At 56.4% G+C, this 23536-nt stretch carries 23 protein-coding genes and 2 pseudogenes; 20 read left to right on the top strand and 5 right to left on the bottom strand.

The genetic code is table 11. The features are described 5' to 3' along the window. Window positions 1-5: 5 nt before the first annotated feature. Window positions 6-425 carry a DoxX family protein gene (locus ACL2XQ_RS10600; RefSeq protein WP_413730100.1) on the bottom strand — a complete coding sequence of 140 codons (420 nt, stop codon included), beginning with the start codon at window positions 423-425 and terminating at the stop codon, window positions 6-8. A gap of 325 nt (window positions 426-750) precedes the next feature. Beyond that, window positions 751-1362, bottom strand: a complete 612-nt coding sequence (locus tag ACL2XQ_RS10595) for an FMN-dependent NADH-azoreductase (protein WP_413730099.1) — start codon at window positions 1360-1362, stop codon at window positions 751-753. A 116-nt stretch (window positions 1363-1478) separates the two neighbouring features. On the opposite strand from ACL2XQ_RS10595, the gene ACL2XQ_RS10590 reads away from it, so the two are divergent. The 16 genes and pseudogenes from ACL2XQ_RS10590 to ACL2XQ_RS10515 all read left to right on the top strand — a co-directional run bounded on the left by ACL2XQ_RS10590 (window position 1479) and on the right by ACL2XQ_RS10515 (window position 16396). Further along, a complete protein-coding gene (locus ACL2XQ_RS10590; protein WP_413730098.1) occupies window positions 1479-1922 on the top strand; it encodes a winged helix-turn-helix transcriptional regulator in 444 nt (147 codons plus the stop codon). An 89-nt stretch (window positions 1923-2011) separates the two neighbouring features. Further along, a pseudogene (locus tag ACL2XQ_RS10585) lies at window positions 2012-2188 on the top strand (IS256 family transposase); the annotation flags it as partial. Window positions 2189-2535: 347 nt separating this feature from the next. After that, window positions 2536-4245 carry a nitrilase-related carbon-nitrogen hydrolase gene (locus ACL2XQ_RS10580; protein ID WP_413730097.1) on the top strand — a complete coding sequence of 570 codons (1710 nt, stop codon included), beginning with the start codon at window positions 2536-2538 and terminating at the stop codon, window positions 4243-4245. A 17-nt stretch (window positions 4246-4262) separates the two neighbouring features. Next, window positions 4263-5426 carry a transporter substrate-binding domain-containing protein gene (locus ACL2XQ_RS10575; RefSeq protein WP_413730096.1) on the top strand — a complete coding sequence of 388 codons (1164 nt, stop codon included), beginning with the start codon at window positions 4263-4265 and terminating at the stop codon, window positions 5424-5426. A 56-nt stretch (window positions 5427-5482) separates the two neighbouring features. Beyond that, entirely contained in the window at window positions 5483-6061 is a 579-nt protein-coding gene (locus ACL2XQ_RS10570) for an ANTAR domain-containing response regulator (protein ID WP_413730094.1), read from the top strand. Between the two features lie 411 nt (window positions 6062-6472). Then, window positions 6473-7084 (top strand): nitrile hydratase subunit alpha, encoded by a 612-nt coding sequence (gene nthA, locus ACL2XQ_RS10565; RefSeq protein ID WP_413730093.1) that lies wholly within the window; start codon window positions 6473-6475, stop codon window positions 7082-7084. Between the two features lie 27 nt (window positions 7085-7111). Continuing rightward, window positions 7112-7429, top strand: a complete 318-nt coding sequence (locus ACL2XQ_RS10560) for a hypothetical protein (protein ID WP_413730092.1) — start codon at window positions 7112-7114, stop codon at window positions 7427-7429. After that, window positions 7426-7779, top strand: coding sequence for an SH3-like domain-containing protein (locus ACL2XQ_RS10555; protein WP_413730091.1), 354 nt, complete (start codon window positions 7426-7428; stop codon window positions 7777-7779). Before ACL2XQ_RS10560 ends, ACL2XQ_RS10555 begins: the two co-directional genes overlap by 4 nt. A gap of 12 nt (window positions 7780-7791) precedes the next feature. Further along, complete coding sequence (locus ACL2XQ_RS10550; RefSeq protein WP_413730090.1) at window positions 7792-8277, top strand: nitrile hydratase accessory protein; 486 nt, start codon at window positions 7792-7794, stop codon at window positions 8275-8277. Between the two features lie 137 nt (window positions 8278-8414). Beyond that, window positions 8415-9425 (top strand): ABC transporter permease, encoded by a 1011-nt coding sequence (locus ACL2XQ_RS10545; RefSeq protein ID WP_413730089.1) that lies wholly within the window; start codon window positions 8415-8417, stop codon window positions 9423-9425. Beyond that, window positions 9422-10456: an ABC transporter permease gene (locus ACL2XQ_RS10540; protein WP_413730088.1), complete on the top strand. Its 1035-nt coding sequence runs from the start codon at window positions 9422-9424 to the stop codon at window positions 10454-10456. Before ACL2XQ_RS10545 ends, ACL2XQ_RS10540 begins: the two co-directional genes overlap by 4 nt. A 49-nt stretch (window positions 10457-10505) precedes the next feature. Then, window positions 10506-11729, top strand: a complete 1224-nt coding sequence (locus tag ACL2XQ_RS10535) for a sugar ABC transporter substrate-binding protein (protein WP_413732592.1) — start codon at window positions 10506-10508, stop codon at window positions 11727-11729. 155 nt (window positions 11730-11884) lie between these two features. Continuing rightward, the gene (locus ACL2XQ_RS10530; protein WP_413730086.1) at window positions 11885-13417 is read left to right on the top strand and encodes a sugar ABC transporter ATP-binding protein; all 1533 of its coding nucleotides are present in this window, start codon (window positions 11885-11887) and stop codon (window positions 13415-13417) included. A 99-nt stretch (window positions 13418-13516) separates the two neighbouring features. Beyond that, on the top strand, window positions 13517-14326 hold the full coding sequence (locus tag ACL2XQ_RS10525) for an ABC transporter ATP-binding protein (RefSeq protein WP_413730085.1): 810 nt from the start codon (window positions 13517-13519) through the stop codon (window positions 14324-14326). A 29-nt stretch (window positions 14327-14355) separates the two neighbouring features. Next, entirely contained in the window at window positions 14356-15327 is a 972-nt protein-coding gene (locus ACL2XQ_RS10520) for an ABC transporter substrate-binding protein (RefSeq protein ID WP_413730084.1), read from the top strand. Window positions 15328-15391: 64 nt separating this feature from the next. Beyond that, window positions 15392-16396: a FecCD family ABC transporter permease gene (locus tag ACL2XQ_RS10515; protein ID WP_413730083.1), complete on the top strand. Its 1005-nt coding sequence runs from the start codon at window positions 15392-15394 to the stop codon at window positions 16394-16396. A 637-nt stretch (window positions 16397-17033) separates the two neighbouring features. Here the strand turns inward: ACL2XQ_RS10515 and ACL2XQ_RS10510 are convergent. Next, a pseudogene (locus tag ACL2XQ_RS10510) lies at window positions 17034-17631 on the bottom strand (gfo/Idh/MocA family oxidoreductase); the annotation flags it as partial. 1083 nt (window positions 17632-18714) lie between these two features. Between ACL2XQ_RS10510 and ACL2XQ_RS10505 the strand changes: the two are divergent. Further along, on the top strand, window positions 18715-18966 hold the full coding sequence (locus ACL2XQ_RS10505; RefSeq protein ID WP_413730082.1) for a hypothetical protein: 252 nt from the start codon (window positions 18715-18717) through the stop codon (window positions 18964-18966). 198 nt (window positions 18967-19164) lie between these two features. Here the strand turns inward: ACL2XQ_RS10505 and ACL2XQ_RS10500 are convergent, their stop codons facing one another. After that, on the bottom strand, window positions 19165-19584 hold the full coding sequence (locus tag ACL2XQ_RS10500; protein ID WP_413730081.1) for a GNAT family N-acetyltransferase: 420 nt from the start codon (window positions 19582-19584) through the stop codon (window positions 19165-19167). A 1007-nt stretch (window positions 19585-20591) separates the two neighbouring features. Between ACL2XQ_RS10500 and ACL2XQ_RS10495 the strand changes: the two genes are divergently transcribed. Then, complete coding sequence (locus tag ACL2XQ_RS10495) at window positions 20592-21254, top strand: hypothetical protein (protein ID WP_413730080.1); 663 nt, start codon at window positions 20592-20594, stop codon at window positions 21252-21254. 60 nt (window positions 21255-21314) lie between these two features. Here ACL2XQ_RS10495 and ACL2XQ_RS10490 read toward each other — a convergent pair whose 3' ends face one another. Continuing rightward, the gene (locus tag ACL2XQ_RS10490) at window positions 21315-21878 is read right to left on the bottom strand and encodes an RBBP9/YdeN family alpha/beta hydrolase (RefSeq protein ID WP_413730079.1); all 564 of its coding nucleotides are present in this window, start codon (window positions 21876-21878) and stop codon (window positions 21315-21317) included. A gap of 158 nt (window positions 21879-22036) precedes the next feature. On the opposite strand from ACL2XQ_RS10490, the gene ACL2XQ_RS10485 reads away from it, so the two are divergent. Beyond that, window positions 22037-22666: a CoA transferase gene (locus ACL2XQ_RS10485; RefSeq protein WP_413730078.1), complete on the top strand. Its 630-nt coding sequence runs from the start codon at window positions 22037-22039 to the stop codon at window positions 22664-22666. After that, entirely contained in the window at window positions 22666-23475 is an 810-nt protein-coding gene (locus tag ACL2XQ_RS10480) for a citryl-CoA lyase (protein WP_413730077.1), read from the top strand. Before ACL2XQ_RS10485 ends, ACL2XQ_RS10480 begins: the two co-directional genes overlap by 1 nt. The last annotated feature ends 61 nt before the right edge of the window (window positions 23476-23536 follow it).

The raw sequence follows: 23536 nt of genomic DNA, 5'->3' as shown, positions 1-23536 counted from the left end.
AGACATCAGCGCGGCAAAATGGGGGCCTTGCGGGCACGCCCCCACAGCACGAACAGTGAAAGCGACAGCATGACGACGTTCCGGGGGATCACTGACGCCTCGCCGCGCGAAACATGGAAGACCATCGCGAACACCTGAAGCACTGAGCAGCATAGCGCCGCCAGCACGGTAAGCCGCGGCAATATCCGGGTCAGAGAAGGGAGCAATAGGCCAAGCCCGCCCGCCAGATCTATGAAGCCCATGATGCGCACGAACGTCTCCGGGAGAACCCCTGTCCACGGCATCATCTTCGCCAGTTCGGGGATGGGCGTGAGGAGCTTCATGTAGGCAGAAAAGAAGAAAAGTACGGCCAGAAGACCCTTAGCCACCCATACGCCGACCCGCAGGGAGCGACTCGCCGTGGGATTGGGAAGGACACTTGTCATGATGGTTTCCTCATTGCTGATTAAACGTTGGTCTGCGCGTTGCGCGACCGAATTACTGCCCGATAACCTCAACCAAGATCAATAATGGAATCTATTACGCGAGGTTAGGGTTGATGCCCCATTGAATACCGTCATGCTGGTCGTGAAGTCGCCATCACACCACGGTCAGCGTTGTGTTTTTGTTGCACTATGAAGCGCCTAAGGAAAACATGGTTGAAATTGCGGAGCTAAGGCAGCACAGATGAGATTTCCTGGACTGCCTCAGTACCGCTTCTGCTCGGCGACTGCCGGTCACCACAAAATGAGGATGAACCGACTACTGGCATCACGCATGGAGAGCCGCGATCTTCTCTTCAGCTTGTGTGATGGCAACCTCTCGTGCCTCGGGTCCAACCGCGATACCTTCAACTGCCACTACATCGATGTTGTCGATACCGAAGAAAGCAAAGATGCCCCGTAGGTAGCTCTCGGCATGCTCAAACGACGCAATGGCCGTACCCGGACCATAAAAACCACCGCGTGCAATGGCAATGACCACGCGCTTCCCACCGGCAAGCCCGACTGGCCCTTGCTCGGTATACCGGAAGGTCTTGCCGGCAATTGCCAGCCGATCGACCCACGCCTTAAGCTGGCTTGGAATGCCGAAGTTGTAGAAACCAACGCCCAACACAACGGTGTCGGCCCCCAGGAACTCCTCGAGCACCTCACTCCCCAGCGCGAGATCGGCTTGCAGCGCGGTATCGTGCTGTATTTCGCCCACCTGGCCGGCCGCCAGGTAGGCGCCGGACAAATGCGGGATCGGTACGGCGGCCAGGTCGCGATAAGTGACCTGTATTGCAGGATTGGTCTCTGTGAGACGGGCGACAACGGAAGCGGAAAGCTCGCGGCTGACCGAATTCGCGCCAAGGATGCTTGAATCAAGGTGAAGTAGTTTCATGGACGTCATCTTCCTGTTGGTATAAAGTAGGTACCAGCTATTCTTTAGTAACTGAGATGACTCGTCAAGACGGCACAATTTTGTTGCATAGGAACAAAGAGGGAACCATGGCTGCTATGTCGCTACTGAACGAACCGGAGCGCTCGATGGCGCTGGACTGCCCGCGGGTCAGTACACTGCTCTCGCGTATTGGCGACAAGTGGACCGTGCTGGTGGTGATGCTCCTGCGAGAAGGTCCACGGCGATTCAGCGAACTCAAGCGCGAGATTGGCGGCATCTCGCAGCGCATGCTCACGCTGACGCTCCGTGGCCTCGAGCGCGATGGCCTGGTGGTCCGCACCGTGTATCCCACAACACCTCCGCGTGTGGACTACGAGCTCACGCGACTCGGCCATGAGTTGCGTGAGCCGGTCGAGGCGCTCGGAAAGTGGGCACTCGCTCATCTCGATGTTATCGATCAAGCCAGGCACGATTTCGACGCCCGGGCTGAGGCGAGTACAACGACGACGCCCCCGCAGGCGTCTCACGCGTCGTCAGCCAGATCGGTGGGCCGCGGCTGAAAAATTGCAGACCTTGCGAGTCTGTACATAAGATTGTGTAATCGCCTGATTTTGATATGTTCAATCCATCATTAGAATTAGGTGAATTTATGGACGAAAAATTGCTACAGGCTCTCGCAACTGAGCTGGCTAAAAGTCTCAAAACCCCTGAGGATCTGAGCCAATTTGATCGGTTTTAAAAAAAATTAAGTGTTGAGGCTGCCCTTAAAGCTGAACTGACCCACCATTTGGGGTATGAGAAAAATCAGCTCAAATCGGGTTCCAACTGATCTCTTCCCATTAAGCAAGACCAAGCTAAACTAGAGTTTCCTGTCGCCCGTCGGCACGCCAAAAAAGTGCAATAGAGACGCAAACGCACCGACTGCGTTAAAACTTTATCGTTGATGACGGATTAGCAGGCTTGTGAAAAAAATATAATAAATTGATATTTAACAACTTTTAAGAAAAATTGTTATTCAGGCATGTTTATTGCCTAATCCTAAGTATGGTTCGGCGTTTTGTAGACCCTCTGAAGTGGAAGGCAGGACGTCATAACACATGAATCTGGCAAAGATGCCCTATCAACTGTTGTAATGGTTGATGGGGCTTTTTTTTACCCAATGAGAGAGTGAGAATGATCAATCAACCGGTTTGCGTCGCGGCAATTCAGTTTGAACCTACACAATTCCGTAAAGAAGACAATATCCTCAGGCTGCTAGCCCTGGCCGGGGAGGCCGCGGCCGGCGGCGCGCGCCTGATCGTCATGCCCGAGATGGGCACCACCGGCTATTGCTGGATGGATCGTGAAGAGGTCGCCGATTACGTCGAGACGGTGCCCGGCGCCACCACCGATCGTTTCGTCCTGCTGGCGGCGCGCTATCAATGTTACCTGGTGGTCGGTTTGCCTGAAGTGGATGCGCGCAGCGGGCTATATTACAACAGCGCGGTGCTGATCGGCCCCGACGGCGTGATCGGCAAACACCGTAAAACCCATCCGTATATCTCGGAGCCAAAATGGGCGGCGAACGGCGATTTGGGGCATCAGGTATTCCCTACCCCGCTTGGCAATATTGCGCTGCTGATTTGCATGGATATCCATTTTATCGAAACCGCCCGCCTGGCCGGCTTACAGGGCGCGGACGTCATTTGCCATATCAGCAACTGGCTGGCCGAGCGCACTCCCGCGCCTTACTGGATTAATCGCGCCTATGAAAACGACTGCTACCTGATTGAAAGCAATCGCTGGGGGCGGGAACGCGGCGTCCAGTTCAGCGGCGGCAGTTGCATTATCGAACCCAACGGCCATATCCAGGCCTGGCGCGATACCGGCGACGGCATCGTTTCCGGGGTTTTGCATACCGGCGCCCGCCGCCGCGTGCTGGCAGAGCGCAGGCCGGAGCTGTACAAGGAATTGATGACAAATACCTTTATGTGGAATCCGCTGGATTTCTTCGGCCTGTACGCCACCAAACCCCTGCCGGAGGGCAAACGCTCGCATATTGCCGTCGGGCAATTCGAACCCGACGATGATATCAACGTCAATCTCAGGCATATCGGACAACTGGCCGCCAGGGCAAAAGCGCAGGGCGCGGAGCTGCTGACGCTGCCCGAGCTTTGCCTCACCGGCAAATACCGGGCCCCCGCCGGCGCCATCACCCCGCGGCACGCCGCCGTCAGCGCCCTGATGGATCTGTGCGCCCGCCTGCGGCTCTACCTGGTGGCGGGCATGGTGGAGGACGGCGGCGACGGCAACCGCTATAACTCGGCGGTATTGATCGGCCCGGACGGCCTGCAGGGGATGTATCGCAAAATTCATTTAACCGCGGAAGACAAGACCTGGGCGACGCCCGGCAGCGCCTGGACCACCGTTGATATTCCCTGCGGGCGCATCGGCCTGCTGATCGGCCATGACCTTGAATTTCCCGAGGCGGGACGGATCCTCGCAATGCGCGGCTGCGATATTATCGCCTGTCCGGCGGCGCTGGATCTGCCGGGGCCGATCGATCATCCCGGCACCGCCGTGCCCCACGACTACCCTATTGCCACCGGAGCATCCCGCCACCACTGGCTGTTAACCCGGGTACGGGCCGGGGAAAACAATGTCTACCTGAGTTATGCCAATGCCAATCTTTCGGGGCTAAGCGGTATTTTCGGGCCGGATACCTTTGTCTGGCCCAGGCGCGAGGCGCTGGTCACCGAGGTCCAGGGCCTGGCCGTGCTGGACATCGATACCAGCAACCTGGACTGCGCCTATCCCACCAATGTGGTGCGGCGCAAAGATCTGGTCGCCATGCGCCAGCCCCATTATTACCAGCCGTTGATCCAGGTTGCCGGCGGCGAATGAGGTAACACGAGGTGAATATGTTTTCAGCAGATAACCGCCTGATCCCGGGCGGGAGCCGCTCCAAGGCCATCATTCCGGTGGGCGTGCTGTATTCGGTATCCGGTCATTATGGCGGCATCGGGCGGGAAATGCTCAACGGCATTATGCTGGCCATCGAGGAAGTAAATGCCAGCAAAAGTTTTAACTTTACCCTGGCGCCGGTTATCTACGATCCCGGCTGCAACCTGGATAATTATTATCGCCATTGCCATGACCTGCTGTACCAGCACGGGGTAAAACATATCGTCGGCTGTTATACCTCCGCCTCGCGCAAGCTGATTTTGCCGCTGGTCGAGGGCGCCAACGCCCTGCTCTGGCATAGCGCGCGCTACGAGGGCTTTGAAAGCAGCAATAACGTCATGTACCTGGGCGCCGCGCCCAACCAGCATGTGCTGCCGATGCTCGACTATGTCATCAATCACTATCCGGCCGAGATATACCATGTCGGCTCTAACTATATCTGGTCGGAAGAGATCGATCGCATTATCCGCGACGCGCTGGACGCCCGGGGCGGCACCCTGGTACAAAGCCGGTTCCTGGCGCTCGGCGACACCGGCGTGGAACAGGTCATACTGGATATCATCCGCCGCCGCCCGCCGGTGGTCATGGTCACGCTGGTCGGCATTTCGGCATACCGTTTTTACCGCGTCTGGAAAACCATGGAGCAAGAGCATGAATTCCTGCGTTCGTCATCTGTCGTGCGGCTTAGCCTGACCCTGTGCGAGTCGGAGGTGGCGATGGTGGGCGCGGACGCGCTGGAGGGATATCTGGTTTCCGCCGTGTATTTCCAAAATATCGACAACGAGCAGAATCGGCGGTTTATCCAGCGCTACCGCAGCCGCTTCGGCGAAAACGCCACCACCACGGTGGACGCCGAGGCCGCCTGGATGTGCGGACACTTTTTAGCCAAGGGAATTAATCGGTGCGGCAGCGACGAGACGTCGGCGGTGCGGGAGGCGGTGTACGCCGAAAGCCTGTCGGCGCCGAACGGCATCACCCGCATCAACCGGGAAAATAACCATGCCAGCCTGACGCCGCGCCTGGCGCGACTCGGCGAGGATGGGCGCTTTCATCTCCTTTGGCAGTCCCCCGGCCCGGTAATCCCAGACCCCTGGTTAACCTGGTCCGATTTTTCGTTATAGCGAGCCGTGCGAGGTGTTAAGTGCAAGAGGCTAAAAAACGACTGATGGTGCGAGGGATGAAAATTGCGCTGTTCGGCTGTGCGCCTCGTGACGAAAAGAACCTGCTGCTGCAGTTTCTGCGTCTCGGCGTCCAGGGCCACAGCTTTGTGGATTTTCATGATGACGTATTCCGCGATCGTTATGACAGCGTGATTTTTGATTCCGACAACAGCGTCCTGATCAAACAAATCAGCCAGGGCACCTGGCCGTCTTTGCCTAAAATTGCCCTGATGGGACTGGAGACCCCGTCCCGCTTGTCCTGGGTCATCGATCAGGAAGTGGACGGCTGCCTGCGCAAGCCGGTAAAGACCGACGGCATTTTATCCACCATCATCCTGGCCCGGCATCATTTTGAACGCCATCAGGCGCATCTGGCGGCGCTCAGGCAACAGGACATTCGCATTCGTTCGCGTCGTTTCCTGTTGTCGGCGCAGCTATTATTGATCCAGGAATTCAACTACAGCGAGCAGCAATCCTATGAATTATTGCGGCGGCTGGCGACGGAACAACAGCAAACGGTGGAGGAATTCTGTATCGTTTTTTTATCGCGCCAGCAGGAATGGTTACACATGTTGAAAACGCGCCATATGCAATAGATGCATTACGCGGCCCTCCCGGCATACATCAGCCCGGGGCCGATTAAGACAACGCGCACCACGTTGGTGACCGGACTGCACTTAAACAGCACAAGAAGGTAATAAGCTCGGGACGAGCGGAGGCACCGGTAACAAAGGTAAAATTCAATAGGCTGTTTTATAACAGTAAAAACACAAGTCACACATTGGCATCTATATTGCTTAACAAGATTATCATGTGAATGTTATTTTTCCGCCGTCCAGGCCCGTTGATATTCATTATTGTTAGTGTAGTAGAGTAAACATAACGCCGGCAAAGATGCCCCCGCAGCTCGCAAGAGTTGCAGGGGCTTTTTTTTTTGCGCGGTATTTCCCGCGGCCCACGCGCGTTACCAGGCGTAAGGGCCGCAAAACAAAGCAAGAGGAAAGACAATGAGCGATATTTTGGAGCCAACCGCGCCACCCAATATTCCAACGTTACGGATTAAAGCCATTCAGTCCTTATTGATTGAAAAAGGCTACCTCAAGGCGGAAGCGGTGGATGAAATCATCGATATCTTTGAACATCGCTTCGGTCCGAAGAACGGCGCCAGGGTGGTAGCCAAAGCCTGGAGCGATCCGTCCTATAAGCAACGCCTGCTGGATGATGCCACCGCGGCCATTGCCGAACTGGGTTTTACCGGCCTGGAAGGCGCCCATATGTTCGTGGCCGAAAATACCGCGACGGTCCACAACATGGTGGTGTGCACGCTGTGCTCCTGCTATCCCTGGCCTACCCTGGGCCTGCCGCCCACGTGGTACAAAGCGCCGCAGTATCGCTCGCGGGCGGTCATGGAGCCCCGCGCGGTGCTGGAGGAGTTTAACGTGCGGCTGCCGGATAGCGTTGAAATCCGGGTGTGGGACAGCAACGCCGAGATCCGCTATATGATCCTGCCGCTGCGGCCGGCCGGCAGCGAAGGCATGAGCGAGGACCAGTTGGCCGCCCTGGTCAGCCGCGACTCGATGATCGGCACCGCGGTGCTGCCCCCCGTAGGCCAGGCCTGATAACCCAAGCACGAACAGGAGAGAACGATGAATTCAATTCATGATGTAGGCGGCATGCATAACCTCGGCCCGGTGGCGATCAACCCCGGCGAACCGGTCTTCAAAGCCGAATGGGAAAAGCAGGTCTTTTCCACCATCGGCCTGTATTTTGCCGGCGGCCTGTGTCCCATCGACGAATTCCGTCACGCCATCGAGGTGATGGATCCCGCTGAATACCTCAGCACGCCCTACTACGTGCACTGGTATCACGCGATGGAAACGTTGGGCATCGAAAACGGTTTATTTACCCAGGAAGAACTGGAAGACAAGGTACGGCAGTTAGCGCAGCAGGAGAAAGCATCATGAAGATCCTGGAAAAAGAGCAGGTTTACGCCGCGGTGACAACCAACCCGGTCTATGTGCGTCCTACCGATCTGCCGATCCGTTTCGCCGCCGGCGATCGGGTTCAGGCAAAAAACATTCATCCCCTGGGCCATACCCGCCTGCCGCGCTATGTTCGCGGCAAGACGGGTACGGTGGTGCGCCACCACGGCTCGTTTGTGTTCCCCGATACCTTTGCCCACGGCAAGGGAGAAAAACCGCAGCACGTCTACAGCGTGCGCTTCGAGGCGCGGGAACTGTGGGGCGAGGAGGCCGGGGGGCATTCCGCCGTCTATCTCGATCTTTGGGATGACTATATTATTCCGGCCACCTGAGGGGAGCGCAGCATGACGACGATAACCACATCCTCCCCCGCCACGACGGCCGGGGACGAGCCGGAAATGGCGTTCGGCGAGCCCTGGCAGGCCGAAGCTTTCGCCACCGCGCTGCAGCTGTCGCGCAACGGACTCTACCGCTGGAGCGAATGGGTAGAGGTGTTTGCGCGCATCATCAGGGAACAGCCGCAGCGGCCGGACGAAAACCCGGGGGAAGCCTATTATCGCCAGTGGCTGGGCGCGCTGGAAACGCTGCTGCAAGGCAAATCGCTGCTGTCCGGCGAGGATGTCGACGCGCGCCAGGCATTGTGGCACCTGGCCTACTTGCATACGCCGCACGGGCAGCCGGTATCGCTGCAGCGCGTAGCGCATATCATCGATCCGTGCGCCGCCCTGGATCGGGTCGCCGACCCGCATGCGGCGCATCACCATCACAGCCACGCGCATGGGGGCCGCCCGATCCCCACGCCGATTACGGTGGTCCCGGGAGCAGGCTGACCAGGACATAACGCCAGGGAACGGCGTAAACCGCATGGAAAACACGATGGCACAGAGGACACCTTGGCGCGGGCACGATGCTCCTGCCGGCCGTCCCGGCTGACCATCCGGCCCCAACACACACAGGACGCTCGACTATGAGTGATGTATCGCAGGGTCTTCCCCGGAAGCCCCCGGGCTCCCCTCGGCCCGGAAAAGGTCAACTCCCGGCGCTGCGCGGCGCGGCGCTGGCGATGGTGGTGTATATGATCATGTATCTGCTGTATGGCTGGTCGGAGCCCGGTGCGTTCAGCGCCTACGCCGTCGCTGACCTGATCAATAACGCCGCCCCGCTGGCGCTGGCCGCCGCCGGGCAAACGCTGGTGGTGCTGACCAGGGGATTCGATTTATCCCTGGTGGGCGTCATTTCCATTGCCAACGTACTCACCGCCATTGCCCCGTTCGACGGGCCGGGCGGCGCGCTGTTCAGCCTGCTGCTCTGCGTGGGGGCCGGCGCGCTGATCGGCCTGCTCAACGGCTATCTGGTGGCCTATAGGGGCATCCAGAGCATCGCCGCGACGCTTGGCACCATGATTATCGGCCAGGGTATCGCCCTGCTCCTGCTGCCGGTGCCCGGCGGCTCGGTATCGGAGTTTATCAGCGACGGCCTGACGGGCATGCTGTGGCAAATCCTGCCAGTGTCCGCCCTGGTGCTGGCGTTTTTTGCCCTGATCTGGCTGCTGATCAAACGTACCGACACCGGCGTCGCTTTTTATGCGGTGGGCGCCGATGAAACCGCCGCCGGGCTGTCCGGCATCTCCGTCAAGTGGAAGCGCTGCCAGGCGTTTATCCTGGCCGGCTGTTTCTACGGCGCGGCGGGATTTATGCTTAGCGCCCAAACCGCCACCGGCGATCCCAACTCGGGCCTGCCGTTTCTGCTGCTCTCCTTTGCCTCGGTGGCGCTGGGCGGCACCAGCCTCAGCGGCGGGCGCGGCGGCGCGTTCGGCTCGATGGTGGGCGCGGCGGTGCTGCTGTTAATGCAAAAAATGCTGTTCGCCATTGGCGTCTCCTCGTTCTATATCGGCTTTTTCCAGGGCGTACTGCTGGTGCTGTCCATCGTATGCGAGAAGGTGCTTAACCGTTCGCCACGCACAGGAGCACATTCATGAACAAAATCTCCCTGGCGGCGCCGGAAGCCGGACGTATCGACCGGCGCGCCAACGGCCGGATGAGTCCCGAGGCGGTCGCGCCGGTATTATTACTGGGCCTGACGGTGATAATGATCCTGGCCTCCCGCCTGATAAGCCCGTCCCTGGGGTCCTGGTCGCAGGTGCTGATGATCGTGACCCTGGGCTCATTCCTGCTGGTGGTGGCGTTCGGCCAGGGGCTGGTGGTTCTGTCCGGCGGCATGGATCTGTCAGTGGCCTCGCTGTTTATGTACGGCGGCGTGATGTCGGCGGGCATGATAGGTGCCGGCGGCGACAATATTGCCTATATGCTGCCGTTGATCCTGCTGTCCGCCGCGGCCATCGGCGCGTTCAGCGGTCTGGGAATCACCCTGCTGCGCATCCCGCCGTTTATCATGACCATGGGCACCGGCATCATCGTCGCGTCGCTGGCGCTCGGCGCCACCGGCGGCAGCACGCTCGGCGCGTCGCCCCAGCTGTTGGCTGACATCGTCAAGGGCAGCGTATTCGGCATCCCCTGCATCGTTCTGTTCACCCTGGTTTTCAGCGTGCTGGGGATCGTGATCCAGACGCGCACGGTGTTTGGACGCAACCTGTACGCGCTGGGATGCAGCCCGGGCGCGGCCAAGGTCGGCGGCATCCCGGTCGGCGCGGCCACCGTTGCCGCCTATGCCCTGAGCGGGCTGTGCGCGGCCCTGGGCGGCGCGCTGCTCACCGGCTATTCCGACGGCGCCACCCTGCGCATGGGCGACCCCTACATGCTGCCCTCCATTGCCGCGGTGGTGGTAGGCGGCTCCTCGATACTGGGCGGCAAAGGCACGTTTATCGGCACCATCGCCGGGTCGCTGTTTTTAACCACCGTGGACTCGGTGATTGCCGCCACCAGCCTCGGCCAGGGCTGGCGGCTGATTGTCTCCGGGGCGATTATTACCGTCGCCCTGTTATGCCAGTCCGGCTCGGCGAATTCACTTATTTTATTATCAGGAAAGACCAGGGCTTTATTTAAACGTTAATTAACGCCAAACATGTGAAATCAACTTAACAAATCGATCGGGAGTGACTATGTTAATGCAAACACGTCTTAAAAGATGTGCGGCCGCAGCCGTCATTTTAATGGGGTTATCAGGTTATTTTTCAGCGGCGCAGGCGGAAGACGCACCGAAAAAATATAAAATATTCCTGAGCCTGAGTTATAGCGGAAATAACTGGATGAGCGAGACGGCGAATATTATCAAGTCGCTGGCGAAAACGCCGCCCTATGACAAAATGGTGGATTTGCAAGAGGTGATTTCCGGTACCGATCCGCAGGCGCAGATATCGGCTTATGAAAGTATGATTGCCGCCAAAGCGGACGGAATCATCAGTTTCCCGATATCGCCCACCGCCTTGAACCGGGTGATCCGGCGCGGCTGCAGCCAGGGCGTGAAATTTTTCATGTTTGATTCCACGGTAACGGAAAAATGCGCCTACAACATCAGTTATATTTCAGCCGGCGCGGGGGAAAACATGGCCCAGCAATTAGTGAATGAACTGGGCGGCAAAGGAAAAATATTTATGAATCGCGGCGTGCCCGGCACCTCGGTGGATAAACGCCATTTCGACGGCGCCATGCATATATTCAAACAGTATCCGGGGATTTCGGTGGTCTCGGAATATTATGGCTATTGGGACGACCGCATCAGCCAACGGGAAACCGCCAAGGCCCTGGCGGCCCATCCGGATGTGGACGGCATCTGGTCCGAGCTGGGCGAAGCCGGCGTGTTAAACGCCGTAGCCGACCGTAAAGGCCGGATGATGCCCATCATGGGGGAAAACATGAACGGCTTTCGTCTTGGTTTCCTGGATGCCGATTACCGCAAGCGCGGCCTGAGCGGCGTCTCCGCCGGCTCGCCACCCGCCACCGCCGGCTACGCATTTAAGCTGATGATGGAGGTCTTGACCGGTAAACGCCAACTGGAACCGACCAATATCGAATATCCGCTCCCCTGGGTCACCGCCGACCAGATGAAACTGTGCCAGGGCGGCGTCATTGCCGACGGCTGTAATGTGTTCGCGGCCAATCTGGTGCCGGAGGGTTTCTCAACCGAGATCTATCACCCGGAATTCCTGCCGGAAATCACCCTGGATTCGGCGCTCAAGGGCGTGCCCACGCCGGGAACGACCATCCAGCCTTTGCCGGCGGAAATAATCAGGGCCGCGGATGAACCCGGCATCAACTGCGAACGCTGCCAGGCGGCGCCGGACCAGTACAAGCTGACCAAGGTCCAGCCCACGGTCAAGCCCTAAGACGTCCCGGGCGTAACCCCGGCGTGTCAACGGGAGTCCGCACCGGCTCCTCGCGTAAACACGGCGTGTTGCGCCCGGGTGGCGGCAAGATTGGCCAGCACCTTCATACCATTTTACCGGTGGCCGCGCGCCATCGGGACAGGAGACCGCAATCCATGCAACCATCCCTCACTCAACCGGCAGCAGGCGCGCAAGGCATGCGCCTGTCCTCGGTATCAAAATCCTATGGCGCCACCGTGGCGCTGGAGAGCGTCTCATTGACTATCGAACCCGGGCAGGTACAGGCCATCCTGGGGGAAAACGGCGCCGGGAAATCAACGCTGGTAAAAATCCTCTCGGGGGTGGTGACGCCCAATACCGGCACCATGAGCCTGGAGGGACGGGACTATGCGCCGAGTTCACTGCTCCAGGCCCGTCATATCGGCGTCAGCACCGCGTTCCAAGAGCTCAGCCTGTTGCCTAATCTCAGCGTCGCCCAGAATTTTTTCCTGCCGAGCTCCCTGAAACAACGGTTTTTTCTCACTTCGTCAAAACTGATGGCGCGCCGCGCCGAAGCCATTTTGGCCGATCACGACGTACAGGATATTTCGCCGCATGCCAACGTTGAAACGCTCTCCCTGGCCGCGCGCCAGCGGGTGGAAATCGTTCGCGCCATGCACTATCGCCCCCGGCTGCTGCTGCTGGACGAGCCCACCGGCGCCCTGGCCGACGTAGACTGGCTGTTTCGCCTGGTGCGCCGGCTCACCGCCATGGGCACCGCCGTACTCTATATTTCGCACCGGCTGGCGGAAATCCGGGAAATCGCCAGCCATGCCATGGTACTGCGCAGCGGTAAAACCATCTCGACGGTGGATCTGAAACAGGTGACCAACGCCGATATTTTCGAGATGATGGTGGGGCGCCGGGCGACGCACGAGCGCGCGCGCGGGCGCGCCGCGCCGTCGCACCCGCAGAGCGCGGCGCTTACGGCCAACGATTTGGGCGGGCAGAATTTCAGCGATATTTCTTTTGAACTGCGGCGAGGGGAAATTCTCGGCGTGGCGGGCCTGGAAGGCCAGGGACAGAGGGAACTGTTCCGCACCCTGGCGGGCCTAATGCGCCACAGTGCGGGACAAATGCTGCTGCGCGACCGCGAGGTGATATTGCGCAGCCCACGCGATGCGCTGCGTAAATACGGCGGCATTGCCTTTGTGCCGGAGGATCGCAAAAGCGAAGGCATTTTTCCTACCCTGTCGGCCGGCGCCAATATCACCCAATCCGTGCTGCACCGTTTTAGCCGGCTGGGGCTTATCCGCCGGGACCAGGAGCGCCAGGCGGTCGGGCGCGTGGCGCCGCAGGTGGAACTGGACGAGCGGTATTTATCCTTTAAAATCAGCGCGCTCTCCGGCGGAAACCAGCAAAAAGCCTTGATTGCCCGCGCCCTGCTGACCGGCGCCAGCACGCTGCTGCTGTTTGATCCCACGCGCGGGGTGGACGTGGGTACCAAAGAGGTGATCTACCAGGCCATTAAGGCGTTCGCGGACCAAGGCGGCGCAATCCTGATCTACTCCACGGATCTGGCCGAGCTGCAAACGCTGGTCGATCGGAGCCTGGTTATGTATCGTGGCCGTATCGTGGCGGATTTGCCGCGCGACCAGCTGGATGAAGGCGAGATGGTCGGGCTGATGACGGGCAACGCCGCCGGATAAACCGGCGCTATGCCGGTCCGATGGGCTGAAAACCCGCGACGTCGCCAGGGTCGCGTTATTTTTTTAACCAGAAGAAAAATATTCATGCATAATACGCCCATGAGTAATGATATAACATCACAATTAAACCTGGGCACTCCGCTGCTTGAGCTGCAGGACGTTACCGCCGGAGCCCACGGCTGCCCGGCGGCGCTGCGGGGCGTGAGCCTGACGCTTAACCATCATCACTGCCTGGCGGTGATCGGCCCCAACGGCAGCGGCAAATCCACGCTGCTGCGCGCCATTATCGGCGAAATCGGGTTGGCGTCCGGGCAGATCCTGCTCGATGGTCGGCCGCTGGGCAGCTTGTCCAGGCAGGCGCGCGCACGCAGCATCGCGCTGCTGGCGCAAAACGATACGCCCGACCTGCGGCTAACGGTGGCCGAATACGTCGGGCTGGGGCGATTGCCGCACTATGCGGATTTTAGCGCGCGGCAACATGAGGAGATCGTTAACCAGGCCATAGAAGACACCGGTTTACCCACGCTGCGCCGCCGGCTGCTGGGCACCCTGTCGGGCGGGGAGCTTCAGCGGGCCGGACTGGCGCGCGCGTTCGCGCAAACGCCCCGGGTGCTGCTGCTTGATGAGCCGACCAATCATCTCGATCCGCTGGCCCGGGCCCAGCTGCTCGGCCTGGTGCGCGCACGGGGCATCGCCACCATCGCCGTGCTGCACGATCTTACGCTGATTGAATCCTTTGCCGAGCGGGTGGCGGTGCTGCAGCACGGACGCCTGGTGTGCTGCGATACGCCGGAACGGGCGCTGGTATCGTCTTGTATCGAACCGGTGTTCGGCATGCGCAGTTTTACGGTGGCGCACCCCGCCACCGGACAGCCGTTAAAAATTTTCGAAGCATCATTACGCGCGTAACCGCCTGGTTAACCTGAGGACAACTCTGTATGAAGAAGTATCCGAACAAGTCTCTGCTTTCGGCCGCGTTGAGCCTGCTGGTGACGGCGGCGGCGCAGGCCTCGGGTTTCCCGGTCACGGTCTCCAGCTGCGGACAACCGCTGACCTTTACGCAGGCCCCGCAGCGTGCGGTCATTCATGATTTGAATATGACGGAAATGGCGTTTGCCCTGGAATTGCAACCGCACATCCGCGGCGTGACGGGGATTACCGGCTGGTATAAGGCGACGCCGGAATTCACCCGCCAGCTGGGCGGCATTCCGGAGCTGGCGCCCAAATACCCTACCCTGGAAAACCTGCTGGCGGTCAATCCCGACTTCTTTTTTGCCGGCTGGAATTATGGTATGAAGGTAGGCGGCGAGGTGACGCCGCAATCGCTGGCCCGTTTCGGCGTGCCGACGCTGGTGTTGACCGAAAGCTGCGTGCATATCGGCCGGCAAAAACAGAAAGCCACGATGGATCTGTTGTACGGCGATATACTGAACCTGGGCAAGATTTTTGGCCAGGCGGAGCGCGCGCAAACGCTGGTCGACGGCTGGAAAGCGCAGCTCGCCGCGCTGCGGCAAACTATCGGCCAGCGCCCGCCGTTAAAGGTGTTCGTGTATGATTCCGGCGAGGATAAACCGTTTACCAGCGGTCGTTATGCCATGCCTACCGCGCTGATCGAGGCCGCGGGCGGACGTAATGTGATGGATACCCTGGACACCAACTGGGGCACCACCTCCTGGGAAAGCGTGGCCACCGCCGAGCCGGACCTGATCGTTCTGCTGGATTACCAAACGGGCGGCGGCGCGCAGACGCTGCGGGACTTCCTCGAGCGCCACCCCCTGATGAAGCACACCCCGGCGGTGATGAACCACCGCTACCTGAAGTTGCAATATGCGCAGCTGACGCCGGGACCGGCCAACATCGAAGCCATCAGCCAATTGGCCCGGGCGCTGTATCCCGACCGTTTTCAGTGAGAAATGGCGTTTTATGCGAGACAGTATTTAATGAGAGACAGTATTTGATGAAGGATAGCCGTTCATGAAGCAACGGAGCCGCGGATTTGCGCTAATCATGACGGCGGCATTGCTGACCTTGGTCATCATGGGCATGGCCAACGTGGTGTTTGGTAGTACTTCGCTCACGCCGGATGAAATACTGTCGGCGCTGGGAGCGGGAACGGGACGGGCCGAGCCGATGGTGTCGCGGATCGTGCTGGAAATCCGCCTGCCCAGGAGCCTGCTGGCGATGTTAACCGGCGCCGGCCTCGCCATGGTCGGCGCGTTATTGCAAACCACCACCCGCAACGATCTGGCCGATCCCTTTTTGTTCGGCCTCTCCTCCGGCGCCTCCGCCGGCGCGGTGGCGGTAATGACCCGCCTGGGCGATCGGCTGGGAGACTGGGCATTGCCGGTGGCGGCCTTTGTTGGCGGCATCGTGTCGGCGTTGGCCGTCATCTTGTTGTTTTTACAGCAGAAGTCGCGCGGCGCGGCGCGGCTGGTGCTCTCCGGCCTGGCGGTCTCGTTCCTGTTCGGCGCCCTCACCAACTTCCTGGTGTTCTCAGGCGACCAGCGGGCGGCCAGTTCCATCCTGTTCTGGTCCCTGGGCGGGCTGGGGCTGGCCCGCTGGGACAATATCGGTTTTGCGCTGGCGGGGTTATGCCTGCTGGGCGCGCTGGCCGCCCTGCGCTGGCGCTCGCTGGACGCCCTGCTGGCCGGGGAACAAAGCGCGGTGTCGATGGGCATCAACGTCACCGTATTGCGCATCGAAGTATTTCTATGCTGCGCGTTCGCCACGGCCCTGTTTGTCGCCCTGACCGGCGTCATCGGGTTTATCGGCCTGATGGTGCCCCACCTGGCAAGGCCGCTGGCGGGCGTGCGCCACCGGTGTCTATTGCCCCTGGTGGCAGTGCTGGGCGCGGTGCTGATGTCGGCGGGCGATTTGCTCAGCCGCTGTCTGTTAGCGCCCCAAGAGCTGCCTATCGGTATTATTACCGCCGGCGTCGGCGCGGTGTTTGTGCTCGCGCTGCTACTCAGGAGTGATTAAAAGTCCTAAAGATCCCGTGCAATCGATGACGGAATCCTTAAAAAAATGTTTTATTGATAAATAGTGTTAATTTGTATCAGTTATGTTTAAATTGCCTAAGAAGAATGGAAGCAACGTATTAGATGGGACAAGATAAAAAGATAATTCTTCATGGCCGAAATATCTACATTGCGAAAGTTTACAAAAAGAACGGTGATTTACTTTAGATTGAGCAATAATCATTCCTTTGGTTAGCCTTCCTGATGTGCAAACGGCAATCACTGATTCTTTTAACAAAATAAATAAATTTATTACTGATGACCATTCTACTAACCATATGCCTCGTTTTTTTGAAAACATCAGTAAAGTCGAAGCTGTATTAAACTTGCCATAAATGACTGTAATAATGATTTTTGCTTTTCGGATGAAAAGCCATTTTTCTTCTAAATTTTTCTACTAAGTTACCAATAATTCGACGAATTGCCTACAGAGAAAAAGATTGATTTAAAAATATTGTACTTTTTTTTATAAATATCGCAAAACTAAAATCATTTGACCTGGGGGCTTTAATCGGGGATTAATACAAAACCTGATGAATAAATTTCCATATTAAACAATATTTTAACATCACCATCAATTCCGGGACCACCTCTCATGCAATATCGCAGAGTATACCGCAAAAAAAATAGCGGCGCTCATAAATCCAATCTGGCCGTCCCAGGTGACCGTCCCGATGCGACCCGGTGCCCAGCGTCTGGATGACGTTGCTTATTGCCCCGACTTTGATGATCTGAACGCAAAAACCGCGCTTTCTCCATGTAATCGCTCGCTATAGTACACCACATATTTTTTGCCGGTCTTGCTGACCATGGCTTTTGCATGTTCGAATTGTTCAAGCGTGGTCACTGGTGCTTTATCCGTAAAGTAATCCCTGCCTATCGTAATCCTTGCCTATCGCCATGACTTTCAGACCCAGCTCATATCTCTATAACGGAATTACCGCAGCGGCAACAAGCTTAATTTTTCATCGGCAAAGATCTGCGCCAGCAATTCAGCGGCCTCGATCTGCGGATAATGCCTCACAATTTTTTTACTTTCTCCGCACCAGGATTGTAAACATATTTGAGGGCCGAGCTCGCCTCAATTAAGCCATTTCTCATACCGTAAACATGTCCGTATACTAATGCAGCGACGACAAATACGAATTCTCCCGCTTTGACAACCGTCTGTGCTATTCCACCAGGGACATAATTCATTCAATCATTCTTTTGTATTTTCTTAACCTGCTATGTTATCTAACTCTGCAATAATTCCTATCTGTGATACCGGGGCAGGCCTATTTTTATCAGCCAGTATTTACCAAGTGCCATCAACATTGGTTCCATATTACCCGTATAGCACTAAAAGATACCGTACGACTTCCTTGCTCATTTTCTTCTGAATATTCCAGAAAAGATGAGTACAGAAAAAAAGACAAAGCGAATCTGTATGTTCCCACGTTCGCGGACCGCGCTACTCTGGATTCCTTCTTCAAGGGATGGCGACAGAGACAAGCGTGGCTGCCGTCCGTCTCATCGCTGGATGAGCCAGATGAGTGTCCAGATCATCTTTATAGAGGCCCCAGGTGATACAAGTACAGATTAGATGTGTTTTGCGACCCTATATCCAGCGCCATTACTGGGTTAAATAACTCGCACCATGATTTCATCTGAACCCTTTTTCTTTATCACGACACCGGTATCAGGTTACTCAGGTCAACTTCAGGCTTTCAGAAGGACAGTATTGCCCAACCGCCTGAACACAATATATCTAACAAATTCCTCAAGAAAAGGGCTTTGATATGCACAATTTTTTCCATCCAGGGAAGAATATTCAGATTGGTGGTTTATCCTTGCCTTACGTCACCGTACACTACCTTATTAGAGAGAATCAATTTATGATGAGTTGAGTTAAGGAAAAATATGCCACCTTCACAGAACCAGGAACTAACTGAAGAGGTTGCCGGTTTTTTAGCTCATTTTTCATTTTTGCCCTGGTGGCGCTGAATTTAGCACGGCAGGATGGGCGCGCGGGTAATGCCCTCACGGACCATCTTTTTTTGATGCGCTGGCTTGACGGCGCGCAGCGACAAAAACGCTTCCCCAGGGGGTCGCCGCCGAAATACTGTTGCTGCAAAATTTAGGCAAAAAAAATGGCCCGATGTCCAATCTGCCTAAAAAATTGCAAAACTTATGGGAAATTTGTTCTGACTTTGGACCGGAACTCAGCGATGTAGCCCGTCTGAATGCGGCCATTGCGCAATTAAAAAAACCGGCTGGCACAATGAATTACTCAGCCTAGTGGAGTGGCGCCAGGGTATTCCGACGGATATTGTTCATGCAGGCATCAATGCCATCCTGGCCGAACGCTTGGCGATTGAATCGGCGTTCAATGAAAATGGTGTTCTTAAATCATCACTGGAGTTTTTGATTTTTGGTGACGATACTGCAGCCACCGCTGCTTTTGCTGATGCTTCATTGATATTATGTGCCACCTCAGAACCACAAAAATTTCAACTATTACCATCTGGAAACTATTACCGTCTGGAGTAGTAGCAAAGACAGCGTGAAGCAATTAGGTCGTTTTATCGCTATGCAATGTTAATCAAATAAAAATTGCCTGTTTTGAGAATCGAGCGAATGCCAAAAACGGCTATAACAATAGATAAGCCAAGGTATCACAGCCATATAACCAATCAATACCTAAAGCTCAATAAACACCTGAGCTCGCGCATTCATAAAAGGTTGAAGCTACCATTCACTTGGAAATTGCGTCATACCGGACCCCTGAAATTCATTAGGGCGACGGTTGAATCCATATCGAGTATAAAACGCATCTTTCCCCAGCGCCGCCATTAACCCTATCACGGAGCCTGACTGCGCCGTGCCATGTAAGAACACCATGACTTCATCCATTAATCGTTTTCCGTATCCTTGTCCGCGCAGACGTTCAGTAACTATCACATCCTGGATATAAAAGGCTAGGCCACCGTCACCGATCACACGTGCCATACCGACCAGTTGCCCGGACTGCCGCAAAGTGACCGAGAAAAGCGAACGTTGTAAAGCTAAGATGGTTATATCTGGCGCTGAACTTCCCCACCCCAGAGCTATCCGCAAGGCATTGTATTCATCTGCGCCAGGAATTTCATGGTGGAGTGTGACCTTCATTTATCGACTCCTTATAATACTGATTTTTTCTGAGGAAATTAATACTCATTATTTTTATTTGTTGTCTTATATAACATAGTGGGAGTTACCCTCCTTTCGGACCCTACGGTTGAGGCATTGTTCTTTACTTCACACATCATATGATGGGGGTAAAAAATAACGCACCCAGATTATCGCTGTCAATACTCCCTTTTGATATTGCATCTATAAAGAAAGCATTAGTTAACGATTTATTCTCGCCGACTGGGCCTGTGACTACCCCGCATACTCCCGCAGCGGCAACTGGAAACCTTGGGCCATAATGAAATGAGTAATCATCAACGACCGATCGCCGCAATGAGATAATCTGGTTGGGTTCAGGCGAAAACCGCTTGTTTACAGTGCATGTCCCGTGTCAGATTGCCTGCAGGATACAGATCATGAATATCAATATGCCTCAGTTATGATAATGTGTTTTGATGTCACCTTGTCGATATGGCCGGAAAGCATCGATTTTTTCCAATAAAACAAAACCCACAGATATCTTCGTATCGGCTGGCGCTACCCGGGCCGGTGCTGTTTCATGTTTTCCGCTGGTTATTCTTAACGCCGGGACACGCGGCCGGTGCAAGGGAAACGCAGTAGGCGACTCATGAGGTGCCACCGGCGCCGTGAGTTGAATAGGCAGGCTTATAAGCTGTACGGCCTTAGTTTTGCAAGCAACTCATATTCAGTTGTCTGCAAAGCCCGGAAGCCTAAAGGCCGTGACATGGCGCCATGATTCCGTTATCCGCCATAAAACGACACCTGAAACAAGCGAGGCAACAATGCTACTACCCCTCTCTACCGCCCCAGCCGATGCATTTCGCTCGGTACGTTTCATCCTGACTGATATGGATGAAACGTTGATTTACCGGGGCAGGCTAGCCGCAACGCCCTATGCGGCGCTCGAACGATTACAGGCGATGGGGGTAAAAGTTATACCCGTCACCACGGCGCCTGCGGGCTAGTGCGATCAGATGGCCAGGATGTGGTCGGTCGATTGCGTGATCGGTGAGAACGGTAGCCTATTTTCCCAGCGCGCATCGAATGGCCATGGCGTAATGCGCGAATTCTGGCACGCAGCGGAAGACCTGCCGGGCATACGCACCCGGCTGGACGACATAGCCTTAAAGGTGAAGGATGCAATACCGGATGTCACTTTCGCCGACGATCAGCTATTTCGGTTGACCGGCCTGGCGTTTGCGCGGCCGGGTGACAAGGCTACTGCCCACCGTCTGGCCGATCGCTTGCGGGCCGTAGGTACGCATACCACGATCAACAATCTGTGGATACTGGGCTGGCTGGGTGACTATGACAAGCTGGCCATGACACGACGCATACTGGCCGACATGTCCGGCGTGGACATCGACTCCCGGCCGGAGACGGTTCTCTACACGGAAGATTCCACCAACGACGCCCTCATGTTCAGTTTCTTCCCACATTCGGTGGGCATCAGCACCGTGCGCCAATACCTGCATGAGATCCCCACGCCCAGCACCGGATCACTGAGGGGCCTGGAGGCGCCGGTTATATCGAAGCAGCTGACGCTGTCATTGCTGCATATGAACATTGAATTCAACAGGAACCAGGCTGAAGGTCGACTGGCCGGAAATCTCATTGGCTGTGCGCTAAATCGGGGACTGCGCTAGCGTTGGCCAATTCATTTTGATTTGATACTGTTGGCTTGCTAAAAGCTTGATATAAAGGAATTACAGGTACTTATGCAAGACCTTCAACAAAGCGGGAAACTGGCAAAAACCATCCCGATCCCTGAAATGTCCCGCCGCAGGAAAGCTATAAAGCTCGGCAGAGAGTTCGCGGCTCAGTGACAGTGTGAAGTCAGGCGGGACCATATCATCATTCATCGACCGCAACGTAATAAGATGGTGAACGTTCTCTTTGAGTTGCCTATAATCAATTCTTTGCCGGGTAAAATCATTCAGTTCAGGCAATAAAGGAACCGGTTCGGCAAACCCCGCCACCAGGATGGCTCCCCCAACGACTCTCCCTTCGTTTAAAGAAGCAAGATAATGCATCAAGGGAATACACCCCAGGCTATGGGCGATAAACCAGGTATGGCATGTGGGTGTAGGGACACTGTGTGTTAAATGGGACAACCATTGTTCTGGCTTGGGTGTCCGGGGAGCAGGCATTCGAGGCAGGATAACCTGGGTTCCCTGGTTTTCGAATTGCGCTTTCAGCCAGCGAAACCAGTGATGGCGAGGCGTTGACAGGAATCCATGAACAATCACCAGCCGATCAGGCATTTTCATTAATTTTTCCTCACTCAGAGCCTTTTATTACGGCCAACCGAACCAGAAACGCGAAGAAACAAAGGGTAACCCCAGCGGATGTCACGCTGTTTACAACGCATCCCGGAGTGAGACACGGATGGTGATCATCACATCTTTTACCGTACTGCAAAAAATCGATGATAACAATCCACCACAACCCCACCTGTTCTATGAGAAAGGAGCCAATTGTTTCCGTACTGGGACCGGTTGCCGCCGCCTATCGTCTAACTGGCCATGTTCCCGAACGGCGTGGCAACCGCTCGCCGAACAATGCGCCGCGCAACATCTACCTGACACGGGATGATCGATGGGTCGTCATTTCAGTGTCCACGCCCGTGATGGCCGAAAAATTTTTCCGTATCTTCGGGCTCGGGCATCTTCTTGAAGACGATCGGTTCGCCAGCCATGAAGCGCGTGTGGAAAACGGCGATGCGATTGACGCCATTGTGGCCGACAAACTCGTTTCATTCACTTTAGCTGAACTTATGGGCACCTTCGAGACCGAGGGGATTGCCGGCGCGCCGGTCTATGACATCGCCCAACTGCTCACCGATCCGCACGTAACCGGGCGTGGCGTGATGGAAAGTGTGGAGGACCCGGAACTCGGCACTTATCCGATGCATGCCGTCGTCCCGCGTTTTTCCCGTACGCCCGGTCGTATACGGCGTATTGGGCCGCGTGCGGATCAGGATCGTGACGATATACTTGGCGAGATTGCGGCTGAAACTGCTTTATCACAATCGACGAAAATTGAGCGGAGGGCCTGATGAAAAAAGCGGAAGAACTGCAACACACCGCCTGGCGTACGGGGATCACGGATTTTGGCAATGGCCGCCTGGCTGTTCGCGGCGTGCCTATAGAAACGTTGATGCAATGGGGTTCTTTTGGCGAGGTTGTCTATCTCCTTTTCACCGGACATCGTCCGTCCCCGGCGGAAGCCGCGCTGTTCAATGCCATTATTATATCCACCTGCGACCATGGTCCCACATCGCCATCAATGTTGACCGCCCGCGTCATTGCGAGCGGCAATCGCCGTGCGCCGGAGGCGGCGGTGGGGGGCGGTTTGCTCGCTATAGGTGACGCTCACGGCGGAGCAGGGGAAGCGTCCATGGTGATGCTGGCGGACACCTTCAAAGACGTGACATCGCCGGACGATATGGCAAAGCGGGCCGCCGGGCTGGTCGCGCAATCAAAGCGGGAAAAACGCCGGCTTCCCGGTCTTGGACATCGCTTTCATACCGAAGATCCCAGAACGCGTGAGCTTTGGCGTCAGGCGGAGACGCTGGGTATTTGCGGCCAGGAGATCGCCATGATGCGTGCGCTTAAACGGGCGCTGGAAGCCGAGCATGGCCGCAAATTTCCGGTCAATGTTGACGGTGCTATCGCGGCGATACTGTTGGGCATGGGCTTTGAGCCATTGATCGGCAGGCTGATCTTTATCATCGGCCGTTGCGCCGGGGTTGCCGCCCATGTACGTGAGGAATTGACGCGCGAGAAACCCATGCGGATCCGTTTTCCTTTTGCTTATGATGGGCCGTTCACTTCACCAGCCGCTATCGATGAGGCTGTCAAATGACGCTACTTGATATGCATCTCTTGCCGGAGGAACGCCGGCCACGATTAAAGCACAGTCTTAC

The sequence above is a fragment of the Sodalis sp. RH14 genome, from assembly GCF_047324285.1.
Classification (GTDB): domain Bacteria; phylum Pseudomonadota; class Gammaproteobacteria; order Enterobacterales; family Enterobacteriaceae; genus Acerihabitans.
Note: the sequence above shows the minus strand (reverse complement) of the source record. Positions and strands in the feature narration are given on the sequence as shown.